24 protein-coding genes and 1 pseudogene are annotated in these 24,081 nt (G+C 34.9%); 20 read left to right on the forward strand and 5 right to left on the reverse strand.

Going from position 1 to position 24,081, the window contains the following annotated elements:
- Nucleotides 1-201 precede the first annotated feature (201 nt).
- Both JW886_RS05765 and JW886_RS09875 read left to right on the forward strand, forming a co-directional pair.
- Entirely contained in the window at nucleotides 202-936 is a 735-nt protein-coding gene (locus tag JW886_RS05765) for a zinc-dependent alcohol dehydrogenase family protein (protein ID WP_241003742.1), read from the forward strand.
- Between the two features lie 42 nt (nucleotides 937-978).
- Nucleotides 979-1,167 carry a hypothetical protein gene (locus JW886_RS09875; RefSeq protein ID WP_241003743.1) on the forward strand — a complete coding sequence of 63 codons (189 nt, stop codon included), beginning with the start codon at nucleotides 979-981 and terminating at the stop codon, nucleotides 1,165-1,167.
- Between the two features lie 266 nt (nucleotides 1,168-1,433).
- Here JW886_RS09875 and JW886_RS09935 read toward each other — a convergent pair.
- Nucleotides 1,434-1,556 (reverse strand): annotated as a pseudogene (locus JW886_RS09935) (TetR/AcrR family transcriptional regulator); the annotation flags it as partial.
- A 299-nt stretch (nucleotides 1,557-1,855) separates the two neighbouring features.
- On the opposite strand from JW886_RS09935, the gene JW886_RS05770 reads away from it, so the two are divergent.
- From JW886_RS05770 to JW886_RS05790, 5 genes are all read left to right on the forward strand, one after another.
- Nucleotides 1,856-2,359: a hypothetical protein gene (locus tag JW886_RS05770; protein ID WP_205871540.1), complete on the forward strand. Its 504-nt coding sequence runs from the start codon at nucleotides 1,856-1,858 to the stop codon at nucleotides 2,357-2,359.
- 17 nt (nucleotides 2,360-2,376) lie between these two features.
- Nucleotides 2,377-5,382: a C47 family peptidase gene (locus JW886_RS05775; protein WP_241003744.1), complete on the forward strand. Its 3,006-nt coding sequence runs from the start codon at nucleotides 2,377-2,379 to the stop codon at nucleotides 5,380-5,382.
- A 21-nt stretch (nucleotides 5,383-5,403) separates the two neighbouring features.
- Entirely contained in the window at nucleotides 5,404-5,808 is a 405-nt protein-coding gene (locus JW886_RS05780) for a hypothetical protein (RefSeq protein WP_205871541.1), read from the forward strand.
- A gap of 149 nt (nucleotides 5,809-5,957) precedes the next feature.
- Nucleotides 5,958-6,206, forward strand: coding sequence for a hypothetical protein (locus JW886_RS05785; RefSeq protein WP_205871542.1), 249 nt, complete (start codon nucleotides 5,958-5,960; stop codon nucleotides 6,204-6,206).
- A complete protein-coding gene (locus JW886_RS05790) occupies nucleotides 6,203-6,544 on the forward strand; it encodes a hypothetical protein (protein ID WP_205871543.1) in 342 nt (113 codons plus the stop codon). Before JW886_RS05785 ends, JW886_RS05790 begins: the two co-directional genes overlap by 4 nt.
- An 893-nt stretch (nucleotides 6,545-7,437) precedes the next feature.
- Here JW886_RS05790 and JW886_RS05795 read toward each other — a convergent pair.
- The 3 genes from JW886_RS05795 to JW886_RS05805 form a co-directional block, all read right to left on the reverse strand.
- Nucleotides 7,438-8,442, reverse strand: a complete 1,005-nt coding sequence (locus JW886_RS05795; protein ID WP_205871544.1) for a zinc-binding alcohol dehydrogenase family protein — start codon at nucleotides 8,440-8,442, stop codon at nucleotides 7,438-7,440.
- A gap of 26 nt (nucleotides 8,443-8,468) precedes the next feature.
- The gene (locus JW886_RS05800) at nucleotides 8,469-9,134 is read right to left on the reverse strand and encodes an NAD(P)H-dependent oxidoreductase (protein WP_205871545.1); all 666 of its coding nucleotides are present in this window, start codon (nucleotides 9,132-9,134) and stop codon (nucleotides 8,469-8,471) included.
- A gap of 87 nt (nucleotides 9,135-9,221) precedes the next feature.
- The gene (locus JW886_RS05805; RefSeq protein WP_205871546.1) at nucleotides 9,222-9,809 is read right to left on the reverse strand and encodes a TetR/AcrR family transcriptional regulator; all 588 of its coding nucleotides are present in this window, start codon (nucleotides 9,807-9,809) and stop codon (nucleotides 9,222-9,224) included.
- 229 nt (nucleotides 9,810-10,038) lie between these two features.
- Here JW886_RS05805 and rnr point away from each other — a divergent pair, with 229 nt between their 5' ends.
- The 11 genes from rnr to JW886_RS05860 all read left to right on the forward strand — a co-directional run bounded on the left by rnr (nucleotide 10,039) and on the right by JW886_RS05860 (nucleotide 21,071).
- Nucleotides 10,039-12,036 carry a ribonuclease R gene (gene rnr / locus JW886_RS05810; RefSeq protein WP_205871547.1) on the forward strand — a complete coding sequence of 666 codons (1,998 nt, stop codon included), beginning with the start codon at nucleotides 10,039-10,041 and terminating at the stop codon, nucleotides 12,034-12,036.
- A gap of 932 nt (nucleotides 12,037-12,968) precedes the next feature.
- Nucleotides 12,969-14,051: a histidinol-phosphate transaminase gene (gene hisC / locus JW886_RS05815; RefSeq protein ID WP_205272423.1), complete on the forward strand. Its 1,083-nt coding sequence runs from the start codon at nucleotides 12,969-12,971 to the stop codon at nucleotides 14,049-14,051.
- The gene (locus JW886_RS05820; protein WP_205272422.1) at nucleotides 14,039-15,025 is read left to right on the forward strand and encodes an ATP phosphoribosyltransferase regulatory subunit; all 987 of its coding nucleotides are present in this window, start codon (nucleotides 14,039-14,041) and stop codon (nucleotides 15,023-15,025) included. Before hisC ends, JW886_RS05820 begins: the two co-directional genes overlap by 13 nt.
- The gene (hisG, locus tag JW886_RS05825) at nucleotides 15,018-15,644 is read left to right on the forward strand and encodes an ATP phosphoribosyltransferase (protein WP_205272421.1); all 627 of its coding nucleotides are present in this window, start codon (nucleotides 15,018-15,020) and stop codon (nucleotides 15,642-15,644) included. The genes JW886_RS05820 and hisG overlap by 8 nt, the downstream gene beginning before the upstream one ends.
- The gene (hisD, locus tag JW886_RS05830) at nucleotides 15,628-16,935 is read left to right on the forward strand and encodes a histidinol dehydrogenase (RefSeq protein ID WP_205871548.1); all 1,308 of its coding nucleotides are present in this window, start codon (nucleotides 15,628-15,630) and stop codon (nucleotides 16,933-16,935) included. The genes hisG and hisD overlap by 17 nt, the downstream gene beginning before the upstream one ends.
- A complete protein-coding gene (hisB, locus tag JW886_RS05835) occupies nucleotides 16,936-17,535 on the forward strand; it encodes an imidazoleglycerol-phosphate dehydratase HisB (protein WP_205871549.1) in 600 nt (199 codons plus the stop codon).
- Nucleotides 17,536-18,141, forward strand: coding sequence for an imidazole glycerol phosphate synthase subunit HisH (gene hisH, locus JW886_RS05840; protein WP_205272418.1), 606 nt, complete (start codon nucleotides 17,536-17,538; stop codon nucleotides 18,139-18,141).
- On the forward strand, nucleotides 18,138-18,857 hold the full coding sequence (gene hisA / locus JW886_RS05845) for a 1-(5-phosphoribosyl)-5-[(5-phosphoribosylamino)methylideneamino]imidazole-4-carboxamide isomerase (RefSeq protein WP_205272417.1): 720 nt from the start codon (nucleotides 18,138-18,140) through the stop codon (nucleotides 18,855-18,857). The genes hisH and hisA overlap by 4 nt, the downstream gene beginning before the upstream one ends.
- On the forward strand, nucleotides 18,847-19,626 hold the full coding sequence (gene hisF, locus JW886_RS05850; RefSeq protein WP_205871550.1) for an imidazole glycerol phosphate synthase subunit HisF: 780 nt from the start codon (nucleotides 18,847-18,849) through the stop codon (nucleotides 19,624-19,626). The genes hisA and hisF overlap by 11 nt, the downstream gene beginning before the upstream one ends.
- Entirely contained in the window at nucleotides 19,623-20,261 is a 639-nt protein-coding gene (hisIE, locus tag JW886_RS05855; protein WP_205272416.1) for a bifunctional phosphoribosyl-AMP cyclohydrolase/phosphoribosyl-ATP diphosphatase HisIE, read from the forward strand. Before hisF ends, hisIE begins: the two co-directional genes overlap by 4 nt.
- Nucleotides 20,262-21,071 (forward strand): histidinol-phosphatase, encoded by an 810-nt coding sequence (locus JW886_RS05860; RefSeq protein ID WP_205871551.1) that lies wholly within the window; start codon nucleotides 20,262-20,264, stop codon nucleotides 21,069-21,071. It abuts the gene before it with no gap.
- Between the two features lie 13 nt (nucleotides 21,072-21,084).
- Here JW886_RS05860 and trhO read toward each other — a convergent pair whose 3' ends face one another.
- Nucleotides 21,085-22,044, reverse strand: a complete 960-nt coding sequence (gene trhO, locus JW886_RS05865) for an oxygen-dependent tRNA uridine(34) hydroxylase TrhO (protein WP_205272414.1) — start codon at nucleotides 22,042-22,044, stop codon at nucleotides 21,085-21,087.
- 201 nt (nucleotides 22,045-22,245) lie between these two features.
- Here trhO and budA point away from each other — a divergent pair, with 201 nt between their 5' ends.
- Both budA and dprA read left to right on the forward strand, forming a co-directional pair.
- Nucleotides 22,246-22,953: an acetolactate decarboxylase gene (budA, locus tag JW886_RS05870; RefSeq protein ID WP_420844225.1), complete on the forward strand. Its 708-nt coding sequence runs from the start codon at nucleotides 22,246-22,248 to the stop codon at nucleotides 22,951-22,953.
- Nucleotides 22,954-23,051: 98 nt separating this feature from the next.
- On the forward strand, nucleotides 23,052-23,897 hold the full coding sequence (gene dprA, locus JW886_RS05875; protein ID WP_205872491.1) for a DNA-processing protein DprA: 846 nt from the start codon (nucleotides 23,052-23,054) through the stop codon (nucleotides 23,895-23,897).
- The last annotated feature ends 184 nt before the right edge of the window (nucleotides 23,898-24,081 follow it).

Genomic DNA, 24,081 nt, shown 5'->3' on the forward strand with positions numbered 1-24,081 from the left:
ACCTCCTAGTTTGTGAAAAATTGCCTATGATTGCCGAATAAAATACCCTTTTTAGAGGATGTACAAAAACAACAAAAGAGAATGAGTATAGAGAGATAAAATTTTTATGATAGATTGGGAAAATGGAACTTAACATAGACAAAAAGTTAAATACTGTGGTAGAATGTGACTCATCATTTAAAATGAATGGGAGATGAATATGTGTCTAGAGCTTTAATATTCAATCAGTTTGGTAATCCTACTGATGTTTTAAAATTAGGAGAAGTAGAGAAAACCCAACTTGAAACTAATGAAGTGCTTGTAAAAATGGATTACTCTCCCATTAATCCATCAGATATTTTGCCAATTAGGGGTGCATATTCCCACCAAACGCTTTTGCCTGCAATTCCTGAATATGAAGGGGTAGGGAAAATCATTGAAGTTGGGTCATCCGTTTCAAAATCTAGAGTTGGGCAACGTGTTCTTCCTCTGAGAGGCGAAGGCCTTTGGCAAGAAGATGTAAAGTGCAATGCTGATTTTGCTATTCCTGTACGTGAGCGTATCAATAGTCTTGCTACTTCCCAACTTTATATTAATCCTTTAACTGCGTGGGTCTTATGTAAGGAAATATTAAAGGTTAAAAAAGGACAAATCATCGCAATCAATGCCGCTAATACTTCCTTTGGGCGAATCATGATTCAACTTTCTAAGTTATTAGGTTTTCATTTGATTGCAGTAGTCAGAAAGGAAAAATATATTGATGAGTTGCGCGATCTTGGAGCGATTCAGGTCGTAAAACTTGAGTCAAAAGAATCATTTTCGAAACTTTCAGATTGGGAGATTGATGCTGCTGTTGATTTAATCGGAGGAACTTCAGGAACAAATTTAGCAAGGACTGTGAAAATTGGTGGAATATTTCGGAGTATAGGTTTACTTTCTGGCAAACAAGCGGATTAGAATAAAATTTCTACCCTTCCCATCAACTCAGGACTCTTTCATTTGAGATATTGGAACGAGAAACAATCTGTTGAAAGTTGGCAAAGAAGTTTGTATGAAATTCTTGATTTAGTATCCAGTAAAAAAATAGCGTTAAATTCTGATTTTCAAATCTTTAGTTTTGAAGAAGTAAAAAATGCTTTAACCGAGTATGAAAAGGGAAGTCAAGGTAAAATTATATTAAGCTTTTAAAGCAAAAATATTACCGATAGAATTTATAAAAGGAGTATTTAACTTCTTTTGACAAACTAAAAGGACCAATAGGTCCTTTTTTATTTACGCTTGAGTTATTTAGAACGGTAATTAAAGACGGTAAGAGCTTCCAATGTATTCATTAGGAGGTAATACAACAAGTTTTAGGAATTTTGTTTTGAAAATTTCCGGAGGAAGTGGAAAGGGCTGACTCAGCCAGGATACAAAGAGATAAAAATATAACCTACAAGCAGACGAAGTAAAACATTCCGATAGTGTTTTTGATAAATTGCTTGACGAGATAAATTTGCCTCAGAAGCAATTTCTGTTAGGGTAAAGCTTGTTCTTTCAGGAGATCGTTGGGCTAATCTAAACAAGGCATCGATAATGACTTGACGTGTATCTTTGGGACAAAAGAATTAAAACTGATAAAAGGATTCTAACCAATTTTAACAGTTATAAAAGAATACTCTGGGTATCCTTTTTTTTATAGAAAAAACCAAGATTATATAAATTTTGCGATCTAGTAAACAATTTAATACTCAAATAAATTACAAGTATTTAATATATTACGAATATTAAAAATTGCCATATTCTTATTGATTTTAATTATTCACCGTGTTATAATATTTTCGTGAAAGCTTAAATATAGCTTAAGCTATTCTTAAGCTAACCTTTAGGAGGAGAAATGGAAAAGAAGAAATGGTTTCTTTATTTAGGAATAATTTTAGCAGTCTTAGTTGTATGCATTGGAGGGGATTATTTTATAAGTCATCCAAATGAGTCCGCTCAAACCAAAGCAACTAAAGTAAGCTCTAGAGTTCAAAAGAGTTCTAATGATGTTATAAAAAAAGAAAACAGTCCAAAAAGTACTAATAAAAGAATAGAAACATCTTATTCAAATACTTCAAGTACGTTATTAGAATCAAAGAAAGCTGCTCAAAACATAACAACTGAGAGATCTACTACGCAAACAGAGAAGAATAACTTGGGCGAAGATTTGAAAGTAATTAATCAAACTGCTACAGCTGAAGAAGTTTATGTGAAGTATCCATATGGAAGACAAATGAACTTTGAGAGGGCTACATCTGAAAAGTTAGAAGCCCTCGAAAATCAATATACGCTTAAAGGAATGACGAATCTTAAAGATGACTATGATGGTCAGATTAAATCAGTCATTATTTTTGAATAATAATTTAGGAGATTTTTATGAAAGTTAAATGGAAACCAATTCAATGTTTGGTCAGCTTCGGTATACTTTTACTACTTTTTTCAAGCATTGCCCCTTCTGCAGCTGCCTTCACTTTGCAGCAGTCGGAAAGTAATGAGGATGGTGTCTCTGTTAATATAAAACAAATTGATAATTTTCAAAATTTATTTTCGAGTGTTCATGCTAAGCCCTCTGACTCATTAGCGCAAACCCTAGTTAGTGTACTTTCTCATGACAAGGTAGGTGAAAATGGGAATCTAACGGTCTTTGCAACTGTTCGTGATGTGTTAAAATATACCTATCCTAATGCGACTGAAGAACAGTTGAATGGGCTCACTATTAACGCAGAACAAGGAGTAAATTGGCTTCACCATGTGGGATATACTGCAACACTAGTCAATCGTCCTTTGACAACCGATGAAATTAAAAAAGAATTGGATAATTCTAACCCAATTATTCCAATACTCACTAATCAAAATGAAGATAATTGGTTAGATGAGAGCGTTGCTGGTGTTCTTTATGCTCATGATGATGTAGAAGCAGGAACAGAGACACTCCATAAATCTTTTATTGAAACTATTGGATTAGGTGAAGCCATGGTTGAAGATGGGCAGGAGACACAGCCGATTACTTTTATGGATCAAGAAAATGTTATTGACCCAATCCAATCAGCTGATACCTATTTATGGGCTCAAAGCATCACAAATATCAAACAAGATCCATCAGCAACGAATGTAAAAACACTTAATTCAGATACTAAAGATGGAATTTTCGCTTCAAAAGTGTCAACTTCTGGAACAGCTTCCACAGTAGAGTTTACTGATCCCCTTCTAGGTGGGTTGAAAAATAAAGCTGCAGATAGTCCTACACTAACGTTTTCTGCAAGTGCTCAAACTTATGGATGGCTACCAGAATCTAAATATGGTGCCCCAGTAGATATTTCAGGACAAAGTAAGAGACTTGAAGCAATGAAGGCGAGCATCTCACATCTACCAAAAGGTGAGACAGGCGGAGTGAGCTATAGTGCTTACGTTCAAGGAACGGGTTGGCAAGCTGAAAAGAGTAACGGTGCCGTAGCTGGAACAACTGGTAAGGCTCTAAGGATGGAAGCAATAAAGATGCGACTGACCGGGTCTTTAGCTCAAAAATATTCCATAACTTATGCTGTTTATGTCCAAGGAAAAGGGTGGACAGCTTACTCTAAAGATAATGCTATAGCGGGAACTACAGGTAAAAATTTAAGAATTGAAGCAATAAGCATCTATTTTCAGAAAAAGAAACTTCCCAAAAATCCTTCCGATGAAACCAAACGTTCAGCTGTAGCTCTTATTAATCTTTATGAAGATGCATCTCACCAAAAAACTGTAGCTGATCTAGAATCATTTGCTGGCATTAGTCCGACAGATGTCATTAGTTCAAAACAGATTATGGATTGGTACCACTCCCTAGGTCTAGAATTTGATACTCAGACAGGAAGATTCCCTAAAACAAAATCAATGGCAGTTAATAAAACAGGCCGACTCTACTATACTTTCTTAAAAGCTAAAACAGCGCCAGATAACATTCAAAATTGGGGTACTATTGGTATGGGTTATACTGATAATTCCTTCAGTTATTCCCCTGAATTATCCTATCTGAATGAGGATTTTGCTCCATCCATGTATTGGTATCAAAGAGGTAAAGAAACAACTAACCAAACCAACGATCGCATGAAGACCTATGATTATGACCATATTTACACACAGGATGAACAAGGGAAGCAAGCTTCAGAATATGAAGAGGAAGTCACTCTTTATAATATCCGAGCAAAAGAATCAACAGATACAGTAAATGTTGATACACCTGAAGACTCTCCCTCAAGTCCAGCAACACCAGTAAATAATATTAATGCGAGTTACCACTCACTGAGTACCTTCAAAATTAGTGAAACCCAAGGACAAGAACCATGGTGCTCAGAGTATGTAGCAGCTTCAGCCATCAACAACATGAATCGAAATACTGAAGTAACCGCACAATCCATCATGGAAGCCTATCTACCTAATGTTAGCCTTGATGCCCTTAAAACTATGACTGGTGGATCGATCGAGGATTCATTGAAAGCTCTTCAAGATAAGTATCAAGTAACCGCAGATGTGGAAAATCGTTCATTAAGTTTTGATGAAGTTAAAAAGGAATTGGATGCGGGAGAAATTATTCAAATGGATGCTTTCGACCAAAATGAAACTGCACCACAAGGATCCGAAGATAATACTGGTCATTCTTTAGCTATTGTGGGATATATCATGCCAGCAGATGGTGATACAACAAAGCATGCCCCTTACTATGAAGTATGGAATCCATGGTGGGGCAATACTGTCTACATTTCTTCTAAGTCACAATACTTTAATTTGGCAGGCGTACAGTACAAGTGGGGGCGCACATGGCATAATTGGCGCAAAGTCACTTCAGGGGCTGAAACACAAACTACTCCGACTGTTGCTCAACAGAAAGTTGCAAGTGCTATCAACCAGAATGCTATGAAAGAAGGAATACTTCCAAACACTAATAAATCAATTGGAGAACAACGAGTATCAAGTTATGGAGCGCCGATATCATATCTAGATATGTTTTATAGCGGTATTACTTTTTGGTATTCTTATAGAAATGATAATGCTATGATAGCTATTGGTTTGAACAATTCCATGACAAAAGGCCTAAACCGTTCAAACAATCCATTTGGTGATTATATTTCTTTATGGAATAAAGTAGCTGCAGAAGGATTAGTACTTTCAAAACAAGGTTTTTTGGGAATATCACTTTCATACTTGTCTGCTATTTTTGCTGTTGCATCCCTTGGGGCAACAACAGCGGCACTTAAAGTAGTGAGAGGTATGCTTGCTGTAGTGGGTATCAAAGTATCGGATATTGTTTCCGTTGTAGATACAATGAGTTCATATAAGCAGAATATCAACAGTTTAAAGAAAACCTTTGTTCTAGCCTTAAACGATTCTGATAGAAGACCCTAATTAAATTTATGAAGGAAAAACATGAAGAAAAGTAGAAAAAAACTACGAATTATGAATCTGAAGAATATGTTATTAATTCTTTCTCTCCTGGCTACTTTAGTAAATTATTTTTATCTATTTTACTTTAATAGTTTTGAACTATCGCCAGGATTTTGGGCATTAATTATTTGGATAATAGTTGTAATTATTGGTGGGATCATATACACTTTGGGAAGAAAAAGTGTGATTAAGCATGATGATTTAACTAGTGAGTTTAAAGAGCAGATAAGAAAAGTTGACGAGAGCAACGGTTATACTACTTATTTGACCTATGCCATAATTTTGGGAAACTTACCATGTTGGTATTTTCAACAATCTTCTGCAATTATGTATCTGCCATTAGTAATTCTAGCTTTAGCATTTTTACCCTGGAAAAAATTCCTGTAGCCAATTTAGTTACCTCTATTATACTTCGTGTCGTCGAACCGTTCATAGGTGTTGCGGCTGCACAAGATTTAATCACGTCGTGTATTGATTATAGAACAGACTTTAATCAAATTAGAGATAGCTTTAATAAAATTTAAGGAGGTTACATTGTGAGAAAGAATTTATATTTTGGTCTCGGTTTCTTAATAGTGATATTTTGTTTTTGGATTTTCCTAATTGGGAAATTTCTAGGATTGTCAATTGGTATTTCAATATTTGTTGGTTTTGTCTTTTCAATATTTGTATATTACGCTAGTATTTTAATAAATGCGTTGCGTTTATCTAGCAAAGGAGGGGATGAGTTGGTTAAAAAATTCTTTTCAGATTTGAAGGATTTTCAGACTAAATATTTTAAATGAAATACTCACTTATTAGCCCAATAACTGGGGCAGTAATTTTCGGTATTATAATTTCCCTAATCCTGTTACTTTTGGTCCTCTATGAGAAAGTTTTTACAAAAAAATATATCATTGGTAATAGCATTGATGAAACGATAGTAGAAGTCACAACTCTAGAGAATTTGATACGAGATATTCTTTTATCTTGGGATCAGGAAAAAATAATTAGCACAGCGTATAGTGATAATTTACTTGAAGTCCACAACAAAATGATGTTATCTCGTTACCGAAAGGGAGAAATAAAAGTTTTGGATAGTGTTTTAATTGAGGGAATGTATGATTTGAAGAAAAAAATATAGGATTTTCTGTGATAGTTTGTTCCCAGTTAACATATACTACCGAACTCAAAGCAGACTGGCCTCAATTAAACACGCGAATAGTTGATGACTATTATGATCAAATGCTTAGATCCAACAATATTCATAAAGAGGTAAAACCTACTGTACAGAAATGGTTCTTTATTTTTGAAGGAAAAGAATTGAAAGTAGAAAAATTTAAAGATATCAGCTGGAGAAAATAAAACTACCACAATCTTTCAAAAAGCCGAGAGTCGCGATATTACTCTCGGTTTTTAATATTGTATTAATAAAAAAGGAATAAAAAAGAAGGTTAACTTATTTTGTGTTATATTAGGAAGTTTGGATTATTTATAAATAATATGACGCCAGAGGAAAAATTTTGAGTGACTTGGAGATTCGGAATGCTGTTACAGCGCGCTCTATGCGACCTACTATATCTTTTGGTTTTTAGTAACTCATTAACGAAAGACGAGTAGGAGGTTTTAAAATTTGCTGCGTATATAATATTTGGTTTCTAAGAAATGGTTTGGTTCTGGTACTGTTAAAATTTATAAATACTGAGTACACAAAACAGTAAATAACATAATGGCTTAACCAAACTGTTTGCTACATATTAAAATATAGGGAGAGCATGATTTGGTTAAAGTACGAAAGTAGCTTGCCTATACTTGTCAAAACCCAATGCTCATAGTGCGCTCATAATATGAAAAGATACGAGAATAGTGGTGACAAACGTTGAACTACGGGGGATTTACAAGCACATTAACCGTACCTGAAGAATTTTATTGATAAATAAATAGTCTAGACTCATTTTTTAATAAAAACCTTGAACGCTATTTTTGTCCAAGGTTTTTTATTTTTTTAAGATTATATCCTTAGGAAACTTACAAAGTTTATGAAGGATTAGAATTCGTCAGAACCATCTTGCCTATTGTTCTATTGTTTTCAATTTGTAAGTGGGCTTTTTTAAGATTTTCTGCATTAATTTCCCCAACGTTTGCAGTCATTGTTGATTTTAATATTCCTTCATCTAGCCATTTTGAAATTTTATTAAGGGCATCATGTTGAGAGATCAAGTCCGAGGTATTAGATACAACCTTTGTATACATCCACTCAAAACTAAAAGAAGCTGATTTATGAGCAAGTTTTTCTAAGTTTAATGGACCTTTAGGTTGTACAATATTAGCAATATGACCTTGAGGGGCGATCAACTCACTTACTGCAGCAATATGTTGATCCACCGCATTTAAAATCAAGATATAATCAACATTTTGAAAGCCTAGATCTCGCACTTGTTTAATCAAATCCTCATGGTGATTTACAGTAAAATCTGCTCCTAAGTCTTTTACCCAATGAATAGCTTGTGGATTAGAAGCAGTAGCAATGACAGTTAAACCAGCATTTCTAGCCATTTGAGTGGCTACAGAACCAACTCCTCCAGCACCATTGATAATAAGGAGAGATTTATTATTATCTTTCTCAGAGATTTGTAATTTTTCAAACAGCAGTTCGTAAGCTGTAAGGCTGGTTAGAGGCATTGCAGCGGCATGCTCTAAAGAAATATTTTTAGGTGCAAATCCTACTACTCGTTCATCAACAGCCTCATACTCAGCATTAGAACCATCCCTAGTCACATCTCCGGCCCAGAAAACAGCATCTCCCACCTTAAATAACGACACTTCTGAGCCCGTCTCTACAACTTTTCCTACCCCATCCCAACCTAAAATTTGAGGAGAAGATAAGTTACCCTTAATACCTTGTCTTATCTTAGTATCTATTGGGTTGACGGAAATACCCTCTACTTTTACCAATAAATCATGTGGTCTTAAAGCTGGGAGTTCAGCCTCAAATTCAATAAATGTATCTCTATTTTTTGATAGTGGTCCGTATGCTTTCATTTAATTCTCCCTCAAACTTTTTTTAGTTATTTTATAATTTCGACAATTTCTTCAATGGCTTGTCTTTTTTTGACGGGTACATCCATTGCACGATGTCCAAAACCAACCATATATGCCACACCAACTTCTTTTAAGTTAATCAGGCCCTTTTCAGAAAGGTATTTCTCAACCAGATCAATGTTAAAACCTTCGATAGGACAGCTATCAACTCCAAGAAAAGAAGCGGTCGTCATCATATTAGCGAGTGGAATATAAGTTTGTTTAACCGCCCAATTGAATAAAGAACTTTTATCCGTGAGTTTGAAGTCAGATTCTTGAAATTTTTTAAAGAACTGGCTTTGAGGTGAAGTTTCAGAGTAAGGCAATCCTAAAACATCTTCCACAATATGTTGCACGTGAGGGCTGTTATAGACAATATCTTTTTTGGCTAAAGCGATAACGAATTTATCAGCTCCTTCCAGACTGTTAACAGCTCCCCAAGCAATTGATTTCAAGTCGTTTTTCATTTCTTTATTTTCAATCACCAAAAATTTCCATGGTTCATACCCAAAAGAGCTGGGAGATAATCTTGCACTTTCGAGTATAGCAGTCCAATCTTTCTCATCAATTGGTTGAGTGGGGTCGAATTTCTTTGTTGCAAAGCGGTTTTTATGAGCCTGAAGGATCATTGTTCTTAATTGTTCTTGTTCCATTTTTATTTTATTTCCTTTTTTAGAATGTTTGTTCTAAAATAATCAAAATAATAATATCCATTTAAAATAACTATGGATACACATTAATTAATTATGATTAACTTTTAGAACAGATAATGTAGTGCTTATAATGTTGGTTAGTTCTTTCTCAGCGGGAGAGCATCTGACCAGTACACGTATTCCTATTAAAGCATTATTTAGATAACTTGCCAAAGTATAAATATCAGTTTCTGGGGCAAGCTCTTTTTTTTCTTGAGCCATAGACAGTAAATGTACAAAAAAGCGTTTCGTGTCTTCAAAGAATTGTTCCACTAAAATTGAAATTTCTTTATCCCGCATGGCCAACTCGGTAGCAGAATTAACAAATAGACATCCTTTAGGACAATCTTTTTTAGGAAAAGCAGAGTAATTAAAAATCGTCTCGAACTTTTCTGTAATGGTCATGCTATCTTTAAGAAGTGAAAAGTAATTTTGATTGACAAAACGCGCGTACTTTTTTAATGATTTTAAGTACAGTTCTTTTTTGTCACCATAGGTATCGTAGATGCTTCGGCGATGTATCCCTAAGTGATCAACCAAATCTTGAAAAGAAGTATTATCGTAACCCTTTTCTAAGAATAAGGTAGTTGCTTTATCTAGGATTTCCTCGTAGTCAAATGTTTTCGCTCTAGCCAAAATATTGTCTCCTTTCTTTATTTATTAGAACGTTCATTCTAATAATAGCAAAAACGATGATATATTGCAATAGTTTTTATTTATAATTCCTTATTCCTCTGAAAATGTATTTGAACTCTGATTATTTATTTGAAAAATTTAGGTGGTTCAAAATAACTTACTTAGGAGTCGATTATTGTTTATAGATTATGTTATGATAGAATGAAACAGTTGGAGGAAAAGAATAGATATGGTTCAGCTATCAGAATTAGCATCAGCACTTAATCAGACAGAAAGTAAGGGGATATTTTCCAAGCATCCTAAGGGATTCGGTTTTGTACATCCAGATGGAGAAACGGATAAATCAAACGACATCTATATCGGTAAAAACGACACTAAATTTGCGATGGACGGAGATCATGTTACTGTTAAGGTCATCCACCCTAAGTCGGATAAGCGTGGCGCGAGTGGCCAAATTACAAAAATCAATGAGCGAGCAGTCGTTGAGACGGTAGGAACATATCGTGCTTTATCAAATCGACAAGTCAAAACCTTAGGTTATAAAGGAAGAATTGAGCTCTTCAATGATCGAATTTCTGATACACTTTACATCAAACAACCCTTGGTAGGTGTATTAGAAGAAGATGTAGTCGGCGTTAAGATTACTCAATATCCTACTGATCTTAAAGCTTTTGAAGGTAAAATCACTCAAATTATAGGACACAAAGGTGAGGTAGGACTCGATATCTTAGAAGTACTTTGTGCTATGAAGATTCCACAAGAATTTTCTGAAGAAGCGTTAGCAGAAGCAGAGGCATTTTCTGAGCAATTAACCGCTGATGATTTAGTGGGACGTGAGGACTATCGTGCTGAGATTACTTATACCATTGATGGGGAAGACTCAAAAGATTTGGATGATGCAATTCACGTCAAAAAATTAATAAATGGCCATTTTGAATTAGGGGTGCATATTGCCGATGTCAGTCATTATGTAAAAGATGGCTCTCCGCTAGATAAGGAAGCTTATTCACGCGCCACCTCTGTCTACGTGACCGATAGAGTTGTTCCAATGCTACCCGTTAAACTTTCTAACGATTTGTGTTCACTTAATGAAGCGCAAGAACGCTTAACGTTGTCTTGTGTGATGGAAATTGATGAAAAAGGGAAAGTTGTTAATTATAAAATATCACCATCTTATATAAAAACGACGTATCGCATGACTTATTCTAACGTGAATAAGATGATTCACCAAGGGCGTGAAGGACACCGAGAAGCCCTAGAAAGTTACTCAAAAATTGCTGATTCAATAAACGCAGCTGTCGAACTTCACGATATTCTTGAAGGTATGAGAAAAGATAGAGGAATGATCGAGTTTGATGAGAGTGAAGCAAAAATCATTTTAGATGAAAAAGGGCACCCGATAGAAATTATCAAACGCGATCGAGATACAGCTGAGCGTATGATCGAATCTTTCATGTTAATGGCTAATGAGACCGTCGCTCTTGATTTTCAAAAGAAAAAATTACCTTCCCTGTATCGTGTTCATGATAAACCTAAAGAAAAAGCTTTTGCGAAACTTATGGAAACAGCAGCAGAAGCAGGGTTTTCACTTTCCTCTAATTCTCATGAAGCCGTCAATTATTTTGCAGACGAAATTCAAGGAACTAACTTTGAAAAAGCCTTGACCTATCAGCTTCGTCATACAATGTCCACTGCGGTGTATTCTGAAAAAAATACCAAGCACTATGGACTTGCTGCCGCAAATTACACGCATTTTACGAGTCCTATTCGACGTTATCCTGACTTGGTTGTACATCGTCTTTTGCATTTATATCCTTCCGATCATTCTAATCGTACCAAAGAAGAATGGAAAGAACGCTTACCAGAAATAGCAAAACATGCTTCAGACATGGAGCATCGTGCAGTGGTCACTGAAAGACTTGTTGATGCGATGAAGAAAGCAGAATACATGACGGATCATATTGGTGAAGTCTACACAGGAATTATCACAAGTGTTCAGAAATTTGGTGTTTTTGTAGCCTTAGATAATACGATTGAAGGACTAATTCGTGTACTCAATCTCCACACAGGAACTACAGAAGACTTAGAATTCGATGAAGAAACGAATACTTTTACTGGAAAAAAATCAGGTAAAGTGTATCAAGCGGGACAAGAAGTCAAAATTCGCGTTCTTGCGGCGAACAAGCGTAAAGGAACTGTTGATTTTGAACAAATTATTTCTGAGTAAATCTAACAAATTGTTAGATTTTTTTATTTTTAAACATAAGCTCCTAAGTCCTCCCACGCTTCAAAACTGGTAACTTTAACGGATTTATTAACTTCCGACCCAATTGGATTTGTACAAAGTAATATTGTGTGAAGAGGTTCCATCAGGCAAATTAAAAGTTTTGATGGAATTAATCCTGATACAGCTATGAAAAATGGTAGTCCCCAAAATCTCGTTCATGATAAAGATAAATAATATTTTTTTACTGACAATAATTCTATCAAACGTTCAGGAATAGGCACCTACATATCATCAGCTAAACATTCTTATGGAATTACTGACAGAAAGAACTATTGCAATTGAAATTGAAGATATAGGCCATCAGCAAATACTTTAGCAGAAATTCCATATAAAATTGAAAATGGTGAAGTTTTTTTAAGACGAGTCAATCATTATGGAGGTCATACTGATCTTTGTTCATTCATAGAAGATACAAGAGCAAAATTATAATATAAGTTACAAAAAAAGTAACTGAATGGGAGAATATAGAGTTTATTTTCTGTTTGAGTAAATAACAAAAATTAATATTTTTCCTGTTCAAGAAATTAAATTAATATTTTTGAAATAAATGTTGACTTTTAAAAATATAAGTATTATAATTCAGATAATTAAGAATTAACAAATAAGAGATGAAAGAGTAGTCTTGCGTATCAGTTGAGAGAGCCTTGTTGCTGAGAAAAGGTCTGATAATGGGATGAACCACACTCATCGCTATCTTACTCACATTATTATGTGAGCGTTAGCTGCGTTAATGCTAAGTTGTTATAACTTACCGAGGTCACTTTTGTGAAAAAGTGATAAATTAAGGTGGAACCACGATTAAACCGTCCTTTAAGCCAAGTGCTTTTAGGCGTTTTTTTATATTATCTTTCTATTCTCGAAAGGAGAAATCTATGAGTTGGCAAAATAACCTTCGGTCAGTAAGTCCCTATATTGCAGGTGAACAACCTGAACTTACTGACATGATCAAATTAAACACTAACGAAAATCCATATCCGCCCACTAGTGTAGCTAAATTATTTATTGAACGTTTTAAGACAAAAACTTTGCGTCTATACCCAAGTACTGACGCGAAAAGTTTAAGAAAAAAATTGGCCGAATATCATCATTTAGAAGTTGAACAGGTTTTTATTGGAAATGGCTCTGACGAAGTTTTGTCGCTTAGTTTTCTAACTTTTTTTAATAGTCAAAGCCCTTTATTAATGCCTGACATTACTTATTCTTTTTACCCTATTTATTGCGAACTCTATCGAATTCCCTTTCAAAAAGTCCCTGTGGATGATGATTTTAAAGTTTCAATAAAAGATTATTATATTGAAAATGGCGGAATTGTGATCGCAAATCCTAATGCTCCAACGGCTTTGGCACTAAATCTTAAAGATATAGAAGAAATTCTGAAAAAAAATCAAAACTCAATTGTCTTGATTGATGAAGCCTATATTGATTTTGGCGGTGAAACATGTCTTCCTTTGCTTAAAAAATACGATAATTTAGTAGTGGTTCAAACTTTTTCTAAATCACGGAGTTTAGCAGGAATTCGTTTGGGTGTAGCTTATGGCTCTGCTGAAGCAATTTCTCATTTGTATGATGTGAAAAATTCATTTAATTCCTATCCAATTGATAGTTTGGCACAAATTATTGGAGAAGCAAGTTTAATGGATGAACATTATTTTCAAAAAAACATCCAGAAAATTATTAAGACAAGAGAAGTTTTTAAAGAAAGTCTGGTTAATTTAGGATTTGAAGTGACTGATTCAAAGGCTAACTTTGTTTTTGTTCATCATCCAAAAGTAAGAGCAGAAGAACTTTTTAAGGCGCTTTATGAGGCAAAAATTATTGTCAGGCATTGGAATCAACCACGGATTGATGATTGGTTACGGATAACTATTGGGACTAATAAAGAAATGAACAAAGTGATTGAATTTTTAAAAGGCTATTTAAAAAAGAATGAGGAAATTGACGAATGGAAAAAATAAATTATCTGCTTCCTGAAGAATCGGCAGAAATGACCTTGAATCAAGTTAAAAGTCTACGGCAGATAGAGGGTCGTTTAAGGAAATTATTTGGCTTGAAGAATTATCAGGAAGTCATGCCCCCAAGCTTTGAATATACGCAACTCTATACAGCACTTGAAAGTAATGGAAAAACTTTTAATCAAGAAAAAATGTTTCAGTTTATCAATCATGAGGGACAATCAATTACCCTCCGTTATGATTTTACACTTCCTTTAGTTAGACTTTATTCGCAAATTAAGGATTCTACTAGTGCTCGTTATTCATATTTTGGAAAAATATTTAGAAAAGAAAAACGGCATAAAGGTCGTTCAACGGAAAATTATCAGATTGGTATTGAACTTTTTGGTGAATCAGCCGATAAGTCAGAATTAGAAATTCTTAGTTTAGCCCTTCAAGTGATTGAACAGTTAGGTTTGAATAAAACGGTCTTTGAAATAGGCTCAGCAAAATTTTTTCAACGTTTATGTCATTTAGCTGACGGTTCAACAGAGATACTTACAGAACTTTTACTCAAGAAAGATTTAAGTGGCCTTAATACTTTTATCGAAAAAAATAATTTTTCTAAGGAATTAAGAGAACTTTTGAAAGAAATATTTATTACTAATGAGTTATCAAGGTTGGAAAATTTAGTGACAAATACAAAAGATGATGTGCTCATTTCTTCCTTTGATCAGCTCAAAGAGTTTTCAGAGAAACTTTCAATGATTAAACCGATTATCATTGATTTGGGAATGGTTCCTAAAATGGATTATTATACTGATTTAATGTTCAAGGCTTACAGTTCAGCAGCTAATCAACCTGTTTTATCAGGAGGAAGATATGACCAGCTATTAAGTAATTTTCAAAAAGAGGCGGTTGCCATTGGTTTTTGTTGTCATATGGATACCATTCTAAAGGCTCTGGAAAGACAAGAATTGGAGGAAGACAATGATTAAAATTGCTATAACTAAAGGACGAATCCAAAAACAAGTCACCAATTTATTGGAAAATGCGAACTATGATGTTGAACCAATTCTAAATCTAGGACGTGAATTACAAATTAAAACGAAAGATGATTTACAAATCATTTTTGGAAAAGCTAATGATGTCATTACTTTTTTAGAACATGGAATTGTTGATATTGGCTTTGTTGGTAAAGATACGCTTGATGAAAATGATTTTGATGACTACTATGAATTATTGGATTTAAAAATTGGACAGTGTATTTTTGCCCTTGCTTCTTATCCTGACTTTTCAAATAAAAATTTTCAAAGACGTAAACGAATTGCTTCAAAATATCCAAGAGTGACAAAAAAATATTTTGCTCAAAAGCAAGAAGATATTGAAATTATCAAGTTGGAAGGTTCTGTTGAGCTTGGACCAGTTGTCGGTTTAGCTGATGCAATTGTTGACATTGTCGAAACAGGAAATACTTTATCTGCAAATGGTTTAGAGATCATTGAAAAAATCAGTGATATTTCAACACGCATGATTGTCAATAAATCTAGTTTCAAATTTAAAAAAGATAAAATTATAGAAATGGTGAAGAGGTTAGAAGATGCTCAAACAAATTGATTATCAAGGAAAGCTTGAAGAAATTGCTGAAAAATTTCAAGGTCGAAAAACAGAAGTATCAAAAGAAGTTAATAAAACTGTTCAACAGATTGTAGAAGATATTCAAAAAAGTGGAGATACTGCCTTATTTAACTATGCTAAAAAGTTCGACGGTTATGATGTGAATACTAGTAATTTACTCGTCACGCGCATGGAACGTGAAACAGGACTAGAACAAATTGAAGAGGATTATTTTAAAATTCTTAGGCGTACCAAATCACAGATTGAAGAATTTCATAAACACCAACTAGGAAATTCATGGAATATTTTTAAGGAAAATGGTGTTATCATGGGACAAATTGCGCGTCCTCTGGAACGTGTTGCTCTCTATGTTCCCGGAGGAACGGCTGCATATCCCTCAACAGTCATTATGAATGCTGTTCCAGCGCTTTTAGCAGGCGTCAAAGAAATTATTATGATTACTCCAGTTAAAGCTGATGGAAAAGTAAATCCAAATATTTTAGCAGCTGCTGAAGTTTGTGGAATAGAAACAATCTATAAGGTGGGTGGAGCACAAGGCGTTGCTGCCGTTGCGTATGGGACAGAATCTATTCCTAAAGTTGATAAGATTGTCGGACCCGGAAATATTTTTGTGGCTACAGCTAAGAAAATCTGTTATGGGGTGGTAGATATTGATATGATAGCCGGTCCGTCAGAAGTTCTAGTTATTGCTGACAAAACTGCCAATCCAAAATATATCGCTGCTGATTTAATGGCGCAAGCAGAACATGATAAACTTGCGTCAGCGATTCTAGTGACGATTTCTGAAAAACTTGTTCAACAAGTAGATGAGGAATTAAATAGACAAGTTCAAAATTTGGAACGTCGTGAAATCATTGAAAGTTCCATCAGTAATTACGGTGGAGCCATTGTTGTAAAAAATATTGATGAAGCCTTTGATGTTTCCAATCAGCTTGCTCCAGAACATTTAGAAGTTTTGACTAGTGAACCCTTAGTCCAGCTTCCAAAAATCAAAAATGCTGGCTCAATTTTTATTGGAGAGTATACGCCAGAACCGTTAGGCGACTATATGTCAGGAAGCAATCATGTCTTACCAACTGGAGGAACAGCCAAATTTTACTCTGGTTTGGGTGTCTATAATTTCATAAAATATTCAACTTATAGCTATTATCCTAAAGAAGTTTTGGCTGACTTTAAAGAGGACGTTGAGACATTTGCAAAATCAGAAGGATTGACGGCTCATGCTAACTCAATTTCTGTGAGATTTGAAGGTGAAGAAAAGGAGAGATGAATGAGAACAGCCACATTAACTCGAGATACAAGGGAAACGCAAATTAGTCTGACCATAAACTTAGATGGGACTGGGAAAAGTAATATTTCTACTAATATTGGTTTCCTAGACCATATGTTAATACTTCTAGCCTTTCATAGCGACTTTGACCTAATTCTTACTGCACATGGGGACCATGAAATAGTAGGGATGGATCCCCACCATCTCATTGAAGATGTTGCTATTGCTCTTGGCAAATGTATCAGTGAAGCATTAGGTAATAAACTCGGTATTCGACGTTATGGAAGTTTTACCATTCCAATGGATGAAGCTTTGGTTACTTGTGATTTAGATATTAGTGGACGACCTTATTTGGTATTTAATGCTGATTTATCAGGGAATCAAAAACTTGGTGGGTATGATACAGAAATGACCGAAGAATTTTTTCGTGCCCTTGCTTTTAATGCTGGGATTACTTTACACCTGAACGAACATTATGGGCATAATACGCATCATATTATTGAAGGCATGTTTAAAGCTACAGCGAGAGCGCTAAAATATGCTGTAAGTATTGATGAATCGAAAGCTAATTCAATTCCGTCATCGAAAGGATTACTATAAATGATTATTATCATCGACTACAATATCGGAAATCTTCAAAGTGTGCAGGCCGCATTTTTACGATTGGGACAAGAAACAGTGATTTCAAGAGATTTAGAGGAAATTCGTAAAGCAGATGCAATTATTCTTCCAGGAGTTGGGGCCTTTCCTACAGCAATGAATAATCTAAAAACGTTTAATTTGATTGAACTTTTAAAAGAACGAGCTGCTGCTGGAATACCGATATTGGGAATTTGCTTAGGAATGCAAGTACTTTTTGAAAAAGGATACGAGATGGAAGAAAGACAAGGCCTTGGACTTTTAAAGGGAGAAGTAATTCCAATCAAAACTAATGAAAAAATTCCGCATATGGGATGGAATCAATTAAACCTGGCTAAAACCAGTCCAATAACTCATTATTTGATTGATAATGATGAGGTTTATTTTGTCCATTCTTATCAGGCGACTTGTCCTGATGATGAACTCATTGCCTACACCATTTACGGTGAAGTAAAAATTCCGGCAATTGTTGGAAAAAATAATGTAATAGGTTGTCAATTTCACCCTGAAAAGAGTGGAGAAATTGGCAGAAAGATACTAAAAGCATTCTTGGAGGAAATTAAATGAAGATTATTCCTGCAATTGATTTGCAAAATGGAGAAGCCGTGCGTCTCTACAAAGGAGATTATGATAAAAAAACGGTCTATTCAAAAAATCCACTTGAAATTGCTCAAAAATTTGAAAGAATGGGAGCGACTGACCTGCATTTGGTTGATTTAGATGGTGCTAAGATAGGACAAACTCGCAATTTAGAGCTTGTGCGAAAAATAAAAGATAAAACAAGATTGAAAATCGAAATTGGTGGTGGAATTAGAGATTTAGATACAGTTAGACTTTATCTTGAACAAATTGGTGTGGAACGAGTGATTTTAGGAACTGCAGCGGTAGAAAACCCTGATTTTTTTAGGGAGGTATTAATTAAATACGGCCCAAGCAAAATCATTGTTGGGGTAGATATTAGAGAGGGTTTTGTATCAACAAGTGGTTGGTTAGAAAAAACGAGTCTTCCTTATCTGTCATTTTTAAAAAAATTAGAGAGAATAGGGGTTAAAACAACTATTATTACTGATATCTCCAAAGACGGAACACTGACAGGTCCAAATTTTAAACTTTATGATGAAATTTCAAAGGAAAATTCCCTAAACGTGATTATTTCTGGAGGTGTAAAGGATAGTTCTGATATTCAACGTGCAACTCGTTCTGACTTTTATGGGATTATTGTTGGGAAAGCTTACTATGAGGGAAAAATTAATCTTGAAAAGGAGTTCAGGAATGCTAACTAAAAGAATTATCCCTTGTCTTGATATTAAAAATGGTAAGGTTGTTAAAGGAATCAATTTTGTGGGTTTAAGAGAAATAGGTGATCCAGTGGAATTGGCCAAAATATATGAAGAACAGTGTGCAGATGAAATTGTTTTTCTTGATATTACGGCATCTTTTGAAGAACGTGAAATTATTGGTGAATTAATTGGTCGGGCGGCGCGTGAACTTTCAATTCCATTAACCGTTGGTGGAGGAATTCGTTCAATTGACGATTTTAGAAGAATTCTTGCTAGAGGAGCTGATAAAGTATCCGTCAACTCAGCTGCAATTGAAAATCCTGAACTTATTCGTCAAGCGGCTAACGAATTTGGCGTTCAATGTGTTGTTGTTGCTATTGATGCTAAAAAACGAGCAGACTCTAGGGGATATGATGTCTATATCAAAGGTGGGCGTGAAAATGCAGGTCTTGACTTAGTTGATTGGGCTAAAAACTGTGAAAGATTAGGAGCAGGTGAAATTTTACTAACCTCAATGGATAAGGATGGAACAAAGACAGGCTACGATTTGGAAATGCTGAATGTCGTTTGTACTGCTGTTAATATTCCTGTTGTAGCAAGTGGCGGTTGTGGGAAGATTTCGGACATTGTTGAAGTTTTTCAAAAAACAAGAAGCGATGCTGCCCTTGTTGCTTCATTATTTCATTATGGCGAAGCAACAGTTGATGAAGTTAAAGACGAACTTATAAAAAATAATATTTCAGCAAGAATTATTAAGAAGGAGATTTTATGAAACCAGATTTTCATAAGCAGAAACTTATTCCTGTTGTTGTTCAAGATTATCAAACAAATCAAGTATTAATGCTTGCCTATACAAATGAAGTGGCTTTTGAGAAAATGCTTGAAACTGGTGAAACTTGGTTTTGGTCACGTTCACGACAAAAACTTTGGCACAAAGGAGAAGAATCAGGGCATTTTCAGAAAATAAAAGGAATGCGTTTGGATTGCGACCAAGATACTTTACTGGTTTTTGTTGAACAAATTGGTAATGCTTGTCATACTGGTGCTTACTCTTGTTTTTATGATGAACTTATTCCTTTTGATGACTCTGATATTTTCAGAGAGTTGGAGAAGCAAATCATCGACCGAAAGTTACATCCAGTCGAAAAATCTTATACGAATTATTTGCTTGAAGAGGGCATCGATAAAGTATTAAAAAAAGTTGGTGAAGAAGCAAGTGAAGTGATTATTGCTAGTAAAAATTCAGATAAAGGAGAACTTTTAGGAGAAATTGATGATTTACTTTATCATTTGTTTGTATTAATGAATCAGCAAGGTATTTCTCTAGAAGAAGTACGGCAAAAAGCAAAAAAACGGCATCAGCTAGAAGGAAATAAGAAGGAATTTCATACAAGGACGGCAGATTAAATGAAAAAATTAGATTATCATTTCCACTCTCATTTTTCGGCTGATAGCGAGGAGCTTCCTAGAAAGCATGTGACAGAAGCTATAGCACATGGTTTAGAAGAAATTTGTTTTACAGAGCATCGAGATTTTTATTTTCCAGGAATGGATTTTTCACTAAATCTACCTGAGTATTTTCAAGAAATCAATCGATTACAAGCAGAATTTAAAGATAAAATTAAAATAAAAATCGGTTTGGAAATGGGAATTGATTTACGTTTTAAATCAGAAATTAATCAGTTTATTGATTCGGCTCCTTTTGACTTTGTGATTGCCTCTGTTCATGAAATTGGAGATATTGAAGTTTATGACGGAACAGAATTTTATCTACAGAAAATAAAAGAAGAAGCACAAAGAGAATATCTTTTAGCTTGTTTAGATGTTGTTCAAAAATTTGAGAATTATAATTCATTTGGTCATTTAGATTATGTTGCTAGATATGGGCCTTACACGGATAAATCAATAAAGTTTGCAGAGAATCGGGAGATTTTATTTGAAATCTTGCGGGCTTTAGCTTCAAAAGAAAAAGCATTAGAAATAAATACTAGATTGTTTGATGATCCGAAAACTGAACAATTTTATAGTGATTTATTGATTAATTTTAAAAGATTAGGTGGAAAATTTATAACTTTAGGAACGGATAGTCATATAGCAAAGCGTGATTGGCTTTCAATTCATAAAGCAAGAACTTTAATTAAAAAAGCTGGTTTTCACGAACTAGCAACTTTTAGTGGGATGAAAATTGATAAAAATAAAAAGTCTATTAAAAAATAATAGACTTTTTATATTATGATGCTAAATCTTTCTCAAGTAGCGCAAGACGTTCTTGAACTTCTTGATTTGATAGTTGGTGGGCTTTGATGTAACGGTTATTGGGATGAACTCGACATTCATGTGAACAAGCACCAAGATATTTTGCTTCGTTTTCCTCTGAAGCTAACATTTGTCTGTTACATTCTGGATTTCCGCAATTGATGTAACGTTCACATGGGCTTCCATCAAACCAATCACGTCCGACAATGACATGTTCTTTTTGGTTGATTGGAACTGCGATTCGGCTATCAAAAACATACATTTGTCCGTCCCAGAGATCGCCTTGAACTTCTGGGTCTTTTCCGTATGTGGCAATTCCTCCGTGAAGTTGACCAACGTCTTTGAAGCCTTCCCGAACGAGCCATCCTGAAAATTTTTCACAACGTATTCCACCGGTACAGTAGGTTAAAACACGTTTTTCCATGAATTGTTCTTTGTTATCTCGAATCCATTGAGGAAGTTCTCTAAAACTTCTTATTTCTGGACGAATGGCGCCACGAAAATGTCCTAAATCAAATTCATAATCATTTCGTGCATCAATCACTACTGTATTTTCGTCAAGCATGGCCTCCCGAAACTCTTTTGGATCAAGATAAGCCCCAGTAAGTTCCAAGGGATTGATGTCATCTTCTAAACTTAAATTGACTAATTCAGGGCGATAACGGACATGCATTTTCTTAAAAGCATTTTGCTCGGCTTCATCAATTTTGAAAATTGTTGAGCTAAAGCGAGGGTCATTTTTCATCAGTTCCATGTAGGCATTTGTTTGCTCGACAGTACCAGAAACAGTTCCGTTAATACCTTCGTCAGCAACTAAAATACGTCCTTTTAAACCTAATGCTTTACAGTCTGAGAGGTGTTTTTGGGCAAAATTTTCTCCATCTTCAATGGGAACATATTGATAATATAGTAAAACTCGATAATCCTGAGTCATAGAGGGCTCCTTAAATTTATTGATTACATTATAATCCAATATAATTTAACCATTTAATAAGCTATAAAAGCAAAAAACTTGCTTGTGTCTTATTTAACAAATCCTTCCTACTTGCTTAATAAAACTTTGTGATAAAATAGATAAAGAAACGGATAGAAACTTCTGTCAGCTACTGACACGAAGATAGGGAGAAAAAATTTGATAGATAAAACTACAAAAATGTTTCATCATAGTAGTTTAGCTGCTTTAATGTCTGGACTCTATGAAGGAAGTATTACTATTTCAGAATTACTAGAACACGGTGATTTTGGGATTGGCACGCTCGCTGGCATTACAGGAGAAGTAATCATTTTAGACGGTGAAGCTTATCAAGCGCGTGCTGACAACACGGTCAGTAAACTAACTGGATCGGAAACAGCACCATATGGTGCTGTGACGCCTTTTGCTAAGGTTTTGTCATTTGAAGTGGAAAATGCGATTAATTCAGAATTACTGACTGCAATTGAAACCCAGTTCTCAAGCAAAAATTTGTTCCATGCTATAAAATTGGAAGGAAGCTTTGATAGCATGCATGTACGGATGTCCCCAGGGGGTAAAGAAGGTGAACCTTTTGTCGAAATTGCTGCTCGACAACCCGAATATATGGAAAAGAAAATTACCGGCACAATCGTAGGTTTTTGGACACCCGAACTCTTCCATGGAGTTAGTGTAGCTGGTTATCATCTCCATTTTCTTAGCCAGGATAAACATTTTGGAGGACATATCATCGATTTTGAAGGATTTTCTGGTAATGTTGCAATTGGTAAGATCGACCAACTCCTCCAAAGTTTCCCAACCGAAAATCGAAACTTTCTTGAGGCACAACTTGATCTTGATAAACTTAGAGCAGATATTACTGAGGCAGAATAATCTATGAAAGTACTGACAACTCTGTCAGTACTTTTTAGTGACATTTTTCTATTTATTTCGTATATAACTCTTAAGAAGCTTTAATGGAGGTATCTATGATTACAAATTTTGATTTATTTCGCTGGAAGACTGCAGGCATGACTAATCTCGGGGTAAATAAGTTGCTGAAATTTTATCAGCAAAATTCTGACAAGTTAAGCTTACGGCGCATGGCTCAGGTTTCACAGGTAAGATCTGTTGCTGATTTTATCGAACGATACAAATCTCAAGATACAAAAGTTTTAAGAGAGAAATATAAGCAATTCAATTCTCTTTCAATTCTTGACAAAGATTATCCAGAGCGATTACGAGAAATCTATAACCCACCAGTACTTTTATTCTATCAAGGGGATCTTTCTCTTCTGAGGAACCCTAAGCTGGCATTCGTTGGCAGCCGAACTTCAAGTTCTCAGGGCTTAAAAACAGTTCAAAAACTTATTGGGGAGCTTCATCAAACTTTTACAATTGTCAGTGGCCTTGCTCGCGGTGTTGATACCATAAGCCATCTTTCAGCCATTCAAACACATACCCCAACTATCGCTGTAATAGGAACTGGTTTAGATGTATTCTATCCTAGTGAAAATCGCAAAATACAAACCTATCTCGCACATCATCAACTTGTAATTTCAGAGTATGCTCCAGGCGAAAAACCACTTAAATATCATTTCCCAGAGCGCAATCGTATTATTGCTGGACTTGCACGTGGCGTGGTCGTTATTGAAGCTAAGTTGCGCAGTGGCAGTTTAATTACATGTGAAAGAGCAATGGAAGAAGGGAGGGATGTTTTCTCAGTACCAGGTAACATCTTAGATGGACAATCTGATGGTTGCCACCATCTTATTCAACAAGGAGCAAAATTAGTCTATCAGGCACAAGATATTTTAGAAGAATATATTTACCAATAAAAGCAATAAAACCCATTATATTATAAGGATTAAAAGGCTTACTATTTAAACACATAAATATCGGCTTTTCCTATAAGAAAATGAAATAGCTTGACATATTGCTTAAAAGCATTTATTATTGGAGGGTATCATTAAAATGAAAATTTAATGTTTTAAGAGAACATTCTAATGAAAGAAGCACAGG

This window comes from Lactococcus taiwanensis (assembly GCF_017068355.1).
GTDB classification, from domain to species: Bacteria; Bacillota; Bacilli; order Lactobacillales; family Streptococcaceae; genus Lactococcus; species Lactococcus taiwanensis.